Below are 9187 nucleotides of genomic sequence, written 5' to 3'. Positions count from 1 at the left end.
GCCTTGTTCCATTACTTTCTTCATACAAAAAAATTGTACCGAAAATTGCCAGCCCCATACCTGCTGCGGCAATCCTGTTTCCTTTTCTGGCCGAAGCGGGGTTTGATAACATTTTTAACCCGAGTATAAAACTTACAGAGGCCAGCAGGTATATAACGGTAAGCAGCATACGCTTCTATTAAAGTTTATTTTTGTTTATGCCGGAACATTTCCAGCATCCGGTCGGTTACCACAAACCCGCCAACTACGTTAAGGGTTCCAAGAATTACCGCTAAAAACCCAAGTACCAGCGCCAGGTAGTTTTCCGGGTCCGCTTTTCCCATAACAATAATTGCCCCGATTATGACAACGCCGTGAATGGCATTGGCGCCGCTCATAAGTGGGGTATGCAATACACTGGGCACCCTGCCAATCACTTCTATGCCAAGAAATATCATCAGCACCACGATATAGATATAATCCTGATGCTGCGCAATTTTTTCCAAGATATGTTCCATACTGATCAGCGTTTATATTGTTTTAACCCGTTCATGAAGGATCTCTCCATTATAGGTTATGCAGGCACCCTTTACTAAATCATCATCCCAGTTAAGTTTTAGTACAGCTCCCGCCCCGGTAAGCAACGCCAGGAATTGCTGAAGGTTTTTGCCATATAATTTACTGGCGTCAGCGGGAAGGGTGGCTGCTAAATTGGAATTACCGATAATGGTTATGCCTTTATAGGTTATGGTTGAATTATTCACTGTTTTGGTAGTATTGCCGCCGGTTGCAGCCGCCAGATCCACGATAACAGAACCTGGCCGCATGGCATCTAGCATATCGGTAGTTACCAAAACGGGAGCGGTTTTTCCCGGAATCTGAGCAGTGGTAATTACAATATCAGCCTTTGCAATACTCTCTGCGATTTTTTGTTGTTGCCTTGCTTTAAACTCCTCGGTTTGTTCAACGGCATATCCCCCGGCTTTACTTGCATCTGCCGCGCCCTCTACTTCTATGAATTTTGCCCCCAAACTTTTTACTTCTTCCTTAACGGTGGGTCTTGTATCAAATACTTCTACCACAGCTCCGAGCCGTTTGGCGGTGGCAATAGCCTGTAAACCGGCAACACCGGCACCTAAAATAAGCACTTTGGCAGGAGCAATGCTTCCTGCAGCGGTCATAAATAAAGGAAAATAACGGGGATAACTAACCGAAGCCAGTAAAACGGCTTTATACCCTGCAATATTTGCCTGTGAACTTAGTACATCCATGCTTTGTGCGCGGGTAGTTCTGGGCAACATATCTAGGCTAAAACTGGTTATTCCGGCTATTGCCCAATCCTGCATCTGTGCCTTGTTGTAAAGGGGCTGGTACACCCCAATCAGTATCTTCCCTGATAATTGTTGAGAAGGCATGGATTCGGGTAATTGAATGGCGAGGATACAGTCTGCCCCCCAGATCTTATCCCTATCCACCAGGGTAGCGCCTGCTTTTTCATAGGCTTCATCCGATGCAAATGCCATGTTTCCGGCCTGCTTTTCAATCCAAACCTGGTGCCCGGCCTTTAGCAAAGCAGGAACGGCCTCGGGTAAAATGGAAACCCTGGTTTCAGGAACAGGTTCTTTCAATACACCTACCGTCATGCGGAAGCGATTTGTTTCTATAACAATTTAAGTTTTATTGCGGATACTTAAGAACGTTATGGAAGAATAAATCAGAAGCGGATGGTAAAATGTTGCGGATGCTTAAAAGAATCAGTAAAAAACACGAGTCCAATGAAGAAAAGGTCTATGGTGCAACGTACGGCCGGGTCTTGTTTAATTTTTTCCCAGGCGGCTTCCATTTCCTGGCTCCAGTGAATATCATCAAAAACCAGCACCGACTGGTTGCTTCGTTTAGCTTTCAGCAGGTCAAAATAGCGGAGGGTGGGTTCATAGCGGTGATTACCGTCAACATACGCAAAATCAACCTGCTGTAATTCGCTCAGCAACGGTTCCAGCGTATGGTCAAAATTACCGGTCACTACCCTGATGTCATTAAAACTGAGCTGCCGGAAATTTTCCCTGGCCTGCGCTGCCACGGCAGGCGCACCTTCCAGGGTAATCAGGTTTCCAGTACGGTTCCCGGCATAGAGGTAAGCAGCAGATAAGCCCATAGAAGTACCCAGCTCTACCATGGTCTTCGGCTGAAAATAATTGGTGAGCCGGAATAAGAGGCGGCCCAGCTTTTTAGATTTAGACGTACGTTTGGTAAGGGTTGAAATCGGCACCTGCCTTGTACCCGCTCCGCCTGCGCCTAAATCCAGGACTTCAATTGCGCTTTTATCCAGTTCTAATCGAAGCCTTAATGCTTCTATAGTAGAAAACGCATAATATTCGCCCCTATCATTCAAAACGTCGCGGATAAGCGCAAATACGAAAGGAGAATGAATACCATGACCTTTTCCATTAGCTGCAGTAATCCAATAATAAAGGTATTTGACAGCTAATCTGAAGTGACTGTAAGGCTTATGCTTCATTCAGGTCATTTCCGTTACTGTCCCAAATTTCAAAACTGTAGGCATAGGCATGTTTTTCATCTGCCGGAAAATCCAGTTTTGAGTGCAGTTTCCACTGGTCAGCCGGTAATACCGGGAAAAACGTATCTCCCTCCACCGTAGTATGAACGCGTGTCAGGTAAACGCGGTGACAAAACTCCAGGCTTTGTTGGTAAATATCTCCTCCCCCGATAACGAAAACCTCTTTTGCGTCGGTTTCGCGGGCCGTTGCGAGGGCTGTTTTCCAGTCGTGTACCACCAGCGCCCCCGGGGCTGTCCAGGCTGCTTTGGTAGTAAGTACAATATTTGTACGGCCATTTAGGGGCTTGCCCAAACTTTCATAGGTTTTCCTTCCCATAATGACCGGCATTGCCCAGGTGGTATTTTTGAAAAACTTCATATCATTGGGCAGCTTCCATAACAGGCGATTGTCTTTCCCTATTACCTGATTTTCGCTGACTGCAACCACCAAACTAATTTTCATATCAACTCAAATTATGCAAAACTGAGGTTACACTGCTACCGGTGCTTTTATAGCCGGGTGACTCTGGTAGCCTACCAGTTCAAAATCCTCGTACCGGAATGCAAAAATATCCTTCACAGCAGGGTTAATTTTCATGGTTGGCAGGGGAAAGGGATCCCGGCTTAATTGCAATTGAACCTGTTCAAGGTGGTTGCTGTAAATATGCACATCACCAAAACTGTGAATAAACTCCCCAGGTTCAAGGCCGGTTACCTGTGCCAGCATCAGGGTCAGTAACGCATAGGAGGCAATATTAAACGGCACACCCAGGAACACATCGGCCGAGCGTTGGTACAACTGGCAGCTTAGTTTTCCGTTTGCTACATAAAACTGAAATAACGTATGGCAGGGCATCAACGCCATCTGCGGCAGCTCCGCCACATTCCAGGCACTGATGATTAACCGCCGGCTATCCGGGTTGGTTTTCAATTGTTTTACCAAATCACTAACCTGGTCAATTATTTTTCCATCTTTTCCTTCCCAGCTACGCCATTGTTTTCCATAAACAGGCCCCAGTTCTCCCGCTTCATCGGCCCATTCATCCCAGATACCTACCCCGTGTTCCTTCAGGTAGGAAATATTGGTAGACCCTTTCAGGAACCAGAGTAATTCATGTATAATGCTTTTCAGGTGCACTTTTTTGGTGGTTACCAGCGGAAAGCCATCTGCAAGGTTAAACCGCATCTGGTACCCAAAACAGCTAATGGTACCGGTTCCCGTCCGGTCCGATTTCTCTACGCCATTATCCAGAATATATTGCAATAACTGATGATACTGTTGCATGCGTGCAAGTTACACTTTTCCCGCTATCCCTTCCATTGCTCGGGGGTACCCAACCGGTGAATGGGAACAAAATGTTTAATTTTGTAAAATGGCAGAGGACTTATACATACAGCAGGGTACAAAAGAAGAACAATACCAGGCCCTTATTCCACAGATCAAAGGATTACTGGAAGGTGAAACCGATGAAATCGCTAACCTGGCAAATATAGCGGCAGCATTAAAGGAACAATTTGGCTGGTTTTGGGTAGGTTTCTACCTGGTAAAAGGAGACGAACTGGTGCTGGGCCCTTTCCAGGGGCCTGTTGCCTGTACCCGTATCCGGATAGGACGCGGGGTATGCGGTACCAGTTGGAAAGAAGCCAGCACGCTAATTGTCCCAGATGTGGAGCAATTTCCAGGTCATATTGCCTGCAGCAGTTTGTCCAAATCAGAAATTGTTGTTCCATTTTTCCGGGATGGAAAAGTGGTAGGCGTGCTCGATGTTGACAGTGATCAACTGAATCAATTCGACACTACCGATCAGCAGTACCTGGAAGAAATTCTCCAACTCCTTTCCGCTTAGGAATTGCTTAGCCAACTGCTACCAGCGGGCTATTTTTTTCACGCCCTCCTTTAAGCTGTTCAATTCCCTGGGCAAGCTGCTCCTGCAAGCCGGTAAGAAAACCTGCCTGTTGCTGCAATTTCACTTCCAGCTCAGCCAGCAAAGCTTCTTTTTGCCGGATATCCTGGCGAATTTGTTCCTCCCGGGCTTCCACCTCGTGAAAATTCCGGATCCGCTGTGACAGCTGATTTTGAAGAAATTCTATCTGCAGTTGTTTTTCCTGCAACATATCCTGTAAATAGCGAACATCGGTTTCGTTTTGTTTGAATTCATTTTCCATAGCCTCCAATTTTATTTTTTGATGAATGGTTTCGCGTAACTGCGCTTCAATGGGATCCAGTTTTTTTCTGCGGCGGTAGTGCACCCAAAGAATTCCGGAAACAGTAAGTACAATTACGGGAATGCTACAGATCAGTACTACCTGCGCGTAACGTCCTACCTCGTAGGTAGTAACGGCTAAAAACGAACTCATAGAAATGCTGTTTAGCGTAGAATTCAACCCATGTAACGGATTGTCAACAACTATGGTACCAAAGCGGTAAAAAGTGGATAACTCGCTACCAGGCTAAGCACCTTTAACGTTTCGCTCTGCGTTGTAATTCTTTCCTGATAAGTCCCAGTTCACGACCGGTTTGTCCGGCTACCGAGCTGTTTTCCTGTGCGCGCCGCATGAGATAAGGAACCACATCACCAATTGGTCCAAAAGGAAGGTATTTGCTGACCGGGCAGCCCGCTTTTGCCAGGTTGAAGGTGATATTATCACTCATGCCATAAAGCTGGGAAAAATGAATATGCGGATGATGCAATGACAAGCCCCGTTTTTCCAATAATTGCGTAGCATACAGATTGCTGTACTCATTATGCGATGCAATAATGGTGGCAATACGTTCGATGTGCTCAATACAAAACTCAACGGCCCAATTATAATCGCGATCGGCTGCTTCTTTATTCGGCTGGATGGGTGAACGATAATTCATTTCTTCCGCCCGTTTTCTTTCTTTTTCCATATAGGCGCCCCGAACCAGTTTGGCACCCAGCATAAAATCTTTCAATTCAGCCTGGTGAAAGCTGTCCTTTAAAAATTGAAGCCGATCATGCCGGTACAGTTGGATGGTATTATAGACGATAGCTTTTTGCCGGTTATAAGTTTCCATCATCTGCATGGCCAGCGCATCTACCGGATCCTGGATCCAGGTTTCCTCGGCATCAATCAGCACACCTACTCCCTGCGCCGATGCCGCTTCACATATCCGGTGCATACGGGCCACTACTCGATCCCATTCCGCCTTTTCGGCTTCCGACAGTACTTCAGTATGAATCCGTCCTTCAAAACCACTTTTTGCCTGTGCGGCAGTATCTAATTTTTCCAATAGGCCGAAACGAGCCAGGCCGGTTACCTTAATGCTCATAAACGGAATATTAGGCTGTGTGGCAGCGTAATCAACGACTTTGATAAATTCCTCGCAGGCATGATCCAGGCCCTGTTCACCATAGTCTCCTCCTTCCACCCCGTAATCCAGAATTACCTGAACCTGGTATTTCCCCAGCAAATCAGCTACTCGGGCGGTTTCCTTGCAGGGTTTCGCCTCCGACAAACTGCTCAAAAAGTGTAGCACGGATCAATCCCTTTACAGGTAATCCTATCTTTATTGCCCAGGGAGTAATCCTTGTTCCTATTTGAACCAGTGCAGAATAGCCCATTGACGCAAAAAGAAACTGTGCTTTTTTGAGTGATTTATCCGATTTATACGCAAAAGCATTTTCGGTGTTATCAAATGAAATGCGGGATCCTGGATTCATGCAGCATTATTAAGGCCGCAAAAATAAGGCAAATTCAGATCGCCTGATGGTTAAAGGGTTGCAATACCAGTTCGCTAACCACTCCCGATTCGGGTTGTTGGCAGAGAAACCAGATGGCTTTTGCGGCTTCCTCTGCGCGTACCATTTTGTCTCGTTGTACCCGGAGATCGATCCTGTCCCAAAAACCGGTATCCACCCCTCCCAGGAAAATATTGGTAAAGCGGATATCGGTTCGTTTAACCTCTTCCCGGATACTCTGAAGCATTCCCACCAGTCCGTATTTGGATGCACTGTAGGCAGCTGCACCCGCCATCGGAACCTTTCCCAAAATACCCGGAACATGTATGATCAGTCCTTTTTTCCGTTCCTTAAAAGAAGGTAGAAATTTCTGTACTAATAAAAAAGAAGCCAGCAGGTTCAACTGTACAGATTGCATAAAATCCATTTCCGTTAATTGTTCAGTCGGTTTAATAATGCCGATACCTGACAAATTGATCAATACATCTATTACCGGGTGAGCTTCATTAAACCGTTGAAACAACTTATCCACCTCTGCCGCACTGGTTAAATCAGCTGCCATCCAATGGGCTTCATCAACGCCTATTTCCCCCGCCAGTGCCGCCAGTTTTGCAGCTGTTCTGCCGGTAAGAAAAACCTGCGCACCACCTGCAGCAAGCAGCCTGGCGGTAGCTTTTCCAATTCCACCTGTTGCACCTGCTATTAAAATATTTTTTCCTTTAATTGTTTCCATTAAACAAGTTTCTGATCCAACAATAGGCCCTGGTTTTTGTTTATTTTCCCATGCAAAATGATGCTGTACTTGTTTTCCCTCATCAACTTTTTGAGAAGCATCCTGCCTTTTCAAAAAAACGTTTGATCCTCTTCATTGAAGAAGCTTTATTCTTTAAACAATATGCTTTTCATCAGCAGAAAATTCTTTTCCACCGGGCCAGCATGAAAGCTTTTGAAGAGCACCTGAGAAAAAAGGGCTATCAAACGGTTTACATAAACAGTTCAGAAAAGGCAGCAGACTGCCGGCATTTGGGCAGCTATCTTATTGAACAAAAAATTGGGCAGTTGCATATTGCTCACCTGGCCGACAACTGGCTGCAACAACGCATAAAGAAAATGGCTGCCACCTATAAACTGGGTATAAGTTGGTATGCCAGTCCAGGTTTTCTGTTACAACCCGATGAAGCCGATTATTTCAACAATAAAAAGAGTTTTTTTCAAACGGATTTCTATATCTGGCATCGCAAAAAACTAAACCTGCTGCTGGATGTACAACAGCAACCCCTGGGCGGAAAATGGAGCTTTGACACGGAGAACCGGGAAAGAATTCCAAAAGGACTATCCATACCAGCGCTTCAGCCTGCCGCCGAAAATCATTGGGTGCAAGAAGCCCGTTCCTATGTTCAGCAACATTTCCCGAATAATCCTGGAAATACCGACTCATTTATTTACCCGGTTACCGCCCGTGCCGCCCGTGCCTGGTTAGCCGTTTTTTTGCAGGAACGGCTTGCCAAATTTGGTCCTTATGAGGATGCTATACAAAAAAACAATTCCTTCCTGTTTCACAGTGTACTAACACCTTTGCTAAATACCGGTTTACTAACACCTGCTGAAGTAGTAGAGGAAACGTTGAAGCAGGCAAGTAACCAGCCCATTCCGCTCAATTCGCTGGAAGGCTTTATCCGGCAGATTATTGGTTGGCGAGAATTCATTCACCAGGTATACCTGCGCGCCGGGTCAACACAAAGAACCCGGAATTTCTGGAATTTCAGGCGAGCCATTCCACCACAGTTTTATACCGGAGAAACAGGTATTCCGCCCATTGATACCACCATCAAAAAACTGCTGCAAACCGGCTATAACCATCACATAGAGCGGCTGATGGTACTCGGAAATTTTTTCCTGCTCTGCGAGTTTGATCCAGACCAGGTGTACCAGTGGTTTATGGAACTGTATATTGATAGCTACGACTGGGTAATGGTACCCAATACCTATGGTATGACACAGTTTGCCGACGGTGGTTTGATGACCACCAAACCTTATATCAGCGGCTCTAATTACCTGATGAAAATGGGCGATTGGGAGAAAGGACCCTGGCAAACAGTATGGGACGGATTATTCTGGCGCTTCATGCACCTGAACCGGTCTTTTTTCCTGCGTAATCCGCGCCTGGGTATGCTGGTTCACAGCTTTGATAAAATGTTGCCGGAAAAACAAGAGGCGCATCTCCACAACGCCGAAAAATTTTTACAACAACTGGATCAATGGAATCAAAAGAAATAACTACTGCAAGTATCGACCGTATCATTGAAATGGCCTGGGAAGACCGCACACCCTTTGAAGCCATTTTTCATCAATTTGGTTTAACTGAACGCGAAGTAATTCAGCTCATGCGCAGGGAACTGCTGGAAAAGAGTTTTATCCGTTGGAGAAAAAGAGTGCAGTCGCGCAAAACCAAACACATTGCATTAAGAAATAAAGACGTACTGCGGTTTAAATGCAGCCGTCAGAAAACCATCAGTTCTAACAAAATAAGCAAACGCTGATTATGCCGTATTCTTTCCCCACTGACCAGGATAGCCTGCAGCAACGGATTCAATCAATTAACCCGGAAGCTTATGCAAAAACAAGAAATTTTGCCAATGGAGCGGTAACCGCCTTATCGCCTTATATTTCCCGGGGTGCTATTACCTTACCCGAAGTCTGGCAATCGCTGCAAGAGCGGGGGTATACCCTTAAAACTGCCTATAAATTTGTGCAGGAACTAGCCTGGCGAGAATATTTCCAGCGAACCTGGTGGCATTTAGGGGAGGGCATGCTCAATGATATCCGAAAGCCCCAGCAGGATGTTCTTCACCATAAGCTGCCACTGGCACTTACCCATGCTGCAACCGGTATCCATGCTATTGACGAAGGAATCCGGCTCCTGTACGAAACCGGTTATGCGCACAAC

General features: G+C 45.9%; 14 protein-coding genes. 4 read left to right on the top strand and 10 right to left on the bottom strand.

Annotated elements, in window-relative coordinates:
* From A1D16_RS08755 to A1D16_RS08730, 6 genes are all read right to left on the bottom strand, one after another.
* On the bottom strand, positions 1-169 hold a 169-nt coding region (locus A1D16_RS08755; protein ID WP_290709025.1), incomplete at its 3' end, for an NAD(P)(+) transhydrogenase (Re/Si-specific) subunit beta.
* Positions 170-185: 16 nt separating this feature from the next.
* Positions 186-497, bottom strand: a complete 312-nt coding sequence (locus tag A1D16_RS08750; protein WP_290708982.1) for an NAD(P) transhydrogenase subunit alpha — start codon at positions 495-497, stop codon at positions 186-188.
* Positions 498-509: 12 nt separating this feature from the next.
* Positions 510-1622, bottom strand: a complete 1113-nt coding sequence (locus tag A1D16_RS08745; protein ID WP_290708981.1) for a Re/Si-specific NAD(P)(+) transhydrogenase subunit alpha — start codon at positions 1620-1622, stop codon at positions 510-512.
* A 71-nt stretch (positions 1623-1693) separates the two neighbouring features.
* Complete coding sequence (locus tag A1D16_RS08740) at positions 1694-2497, bottom strand: class I SAM-dependent methyltransferase (RefSeq protein WP_290708980.1); 804 nt, start codon at positions 2495-2497, stop codon at positions 1694-1696.
* Positions 2487-2999 carry a dihydrofolate reductase gene (locus A1D16_RS08735; RefSeq protein ID WP_290708979.1) on the bottom strand — a complete coding sequence of 171 codons (513 nt, stop codon included), beginning with the start codon at positions 2997-2999 and terminating at the stop codon, positions 2487-2489. The genes A1D16_RS08740 and A1D16_RS08735 overlap by 11 nt, the downstream gene beginning before the upstream one ends.
* 27 nt (positions 3000-3026) lie before the next feature.
* A complete protein-coding gene (locus A1D16_RS08730; protein WP_290708978.1) occupies positions 3027-3821 on the bottom strand; it encodes a thymidylate synthase in 795 nt (264 codons plus the stop codon).
* Between the two features lie 88 nt (positions 3822-3909).
* Between A1D16_RS08730 and A1D16_RS08725 the strand changes: the two genes are divergently transcribed.
* Positions 3910-4383 carry a GAF domain-containing protein gene (locus A1D16_RS08725; protein ID WP_290708977.1) on the top strand — a complete coding sequence of 158 codons (474 nt, stop codon included), beginning with the start codon at positions 3910-3912 and terminating at the stop codon, positions 4381-4383.
* Between the two features lie 7 nt (positions 4384-4390).
* Here A1D16_RS08725 and A1D16_RS08720 read toward each other — a convergent pair whose 3' ends face one another.
* From A1D16_RS08720 to A1D16_RS08705, 4 genes are all read right to left on the bottom strand, one after another.
* Positions 4391-4894 carry a hypothetical protein gene (locus tag A1D16_RS08720; RefSeq protein ID WP_290708976.1) on the bottom strand — a complete coding sequence of 168 codons (504 nt, stop codon included), beginning with the start codon at positions 4892-4894 and terminating at the stop codon, positions 4391-4393.
* A gap of 103 nt (positions 4895-4997) precedes the next feature.
* Positions 4998-6017, bottom strand: a complete 1020-nt coding sequence (locus A1D16_RS08715; protein ID WP_290708975.1) for a proline dehydrogenase family protein — start codon at positions 6015-6017, stop codon at positions 4998-5000.
* Entirely contained in the window at positions 5974-6222 is a 249-nt protein-coding gene (locus tag A1D16_RS08710) for a hypothetical protein (protein ID WP_290708974.1), read from the bottom strand. The genes A1D16_RS08715 and A1D16_RS08710 overlap by 44 nt, the downstream gene beginning before the upstream one ends.
* A 34-nt stretch (positions 6223-6256) precedes the next feature.
* Positions 6257-6973: an SDR family oxidoreductase gene (locus tag A1D16_RS08705; RefSeq protein ID WP_290708973.1), complete on the bottom strand. Its 717-nt coding sequence runs from the start codon at positions 6971-6973 to the stop codon at positions 6257-6259.
* Positions 6974-7023: 50 nt separating this feature from the next.
* Between A1D16_RS08705 and A1D16_RS08700 the strand changes: the two genes are divergently transcribed.
* The 3 genes from A1D16_RS08700 to A1D16_RS08690 all read left to right on the top strand — a co-directional run.
* On the top strand, positions 7024-8517 hold the full coding sequence (locus A1D16_RS08700; RefSeq protein ID WP_290708972.1) for a cryptochrome/photolyase family protein: 1494 nt from the start codon (positions 7024-7026) through the stop codon (positions 8515-8517).
* Entirely contained in the window at positions 8499-8780 is a 282-nt protein-coding gene (locus tag A1D16_RS08695) for a TIGR03643 family protein (protein WP_290708971.1), read from the top strand. The genes A1D16_RS08700 and A1D16_RS08695 overlap by 19 nt, the downstream gene beginning before the upstream one ends.
* Before the next feature lie 2 nt (positions 8781-8782).
* Positions 8783-9187 (top strand): FAD-binding domain-containing protein (locus A1D16_RS08690; protein WP_290708970.1); only part of this gene is annotated, 405 nt, incomplete at its 3' end.

The sequence above is a fragment of the Flavihumibacter sp. CACIAM 22H1 genome (assembly GCF_001601815.1).
GTDB lineage: Bacteria > Bacteroidota > Bacteroidia > Chitinophagales > Chitinophagaceae > Flavihumibacter.
Note: the sequence above shows the minus strand (reverse complement) of the source record. Positions and strands in the feature narration are given on the sequence as shown.